The sequence below is a fragment of the Methylobacterium sp. 37f genome (assembly GCF_023093475.1).
Taxonomy (GTDB): Bacteria; Pseudomonadota; Alphaproteobacteria; order Rhizobiales; family Beijerinckiaceae; genus Methylobacterium.
In genome coordinates, this window is the sequence record NZ_JAGHKN010000101.1 from 1 (window position 1) to 945 (window position 945).

The following is a 945-nucleotide window of genomic DNA, read 5'->3' on the forward strand; positions in this document are numbered from 1 at the left end:
GGTCATGCCGGCGTCCATCGCCGCCTTGATCGCATCGGCCGACCACCGCCGCCCCGTCGTGTTGAACTGGTTGGTTTTATTGATGAGTTCGAAAGCCCTCGCGAACCGAGCCGAACCATAGGACACCGGGAAGACCGAAACCTCAATCTCCAGCGTAGCGAGGAACACGGATCGGGGCAGCGTCGCCCGGGCTTCCTCGCGCACGACCTGGGATTGGATCATCTGCGTTCGACGGCCCGACTCGTCGGTGATGCTGGCGACCTGGGTTTCCGGTGCCCACGCGAGTGTCCGCCGGAGATAGAACGGATAGCGGCCCAGGACCCGTATGCCAGGATAGGCGTGGGCCATCTCGGCGCGCTCGACCGGGTTGTCGTCGACGTAGACCACGGAATGGGGGAGCACGTTCACTGCGCGTAGGATCGCAGCCATGTTCTCGGATTTGGGAGTCCAATTGATCCGTACGACGGCAAAATCGTCGAGCGACATGTGCGATCCGAAGATGCGCGGCCAGATCGAGCGGATACGGGCCTCGTCGTTCTTGCTGATGATGCCGAGCATCACGCCGCGCTTTTTCAGGTGCATCAGCGTCTCGATGATGCCGAGGGGCCACCCTTCGATCATCTCGGGGCCAATCACCGCGTCGTCGCCGCTCACACCGCGCCAGAGCGTATCGTCAAGGTCGACGACCACCAGCTTGACGGCATCGGCCGCCCGGAGGGTCCGGTAGGACGCAGCAATTTCCTGCCAGAGCGCGCTCATAAATTTCGGAAGGTCGGTGTGATAGTGCTCATAGACGTGAGCCATCGGCTCGATGCGGACATCCTGATCCGAACCCATCGGCATGAGCGAGCTGTGGGTGAACCAAAAGACCCCGTCATCCTGCGCATATCGGCGCCCCAACGAAGCCGAGACCTTGTCGACGTCGAGCAGGTAGACGTTGGCGTA

Annotated in this window: 1 protein-coding gene; it reads right to left on the reverse strand. The window is 62.0% G+C overall.

Annotation, left to right across the window (positions count from 1 at the left end):
• Positions 1–945: HAD-IIIC family phosphatase (locus J7U37_RS24815; RefSeq protein WP_247637483.1), on the reverse strand; the 945-nt coding region annotated here is incomplete at both ends.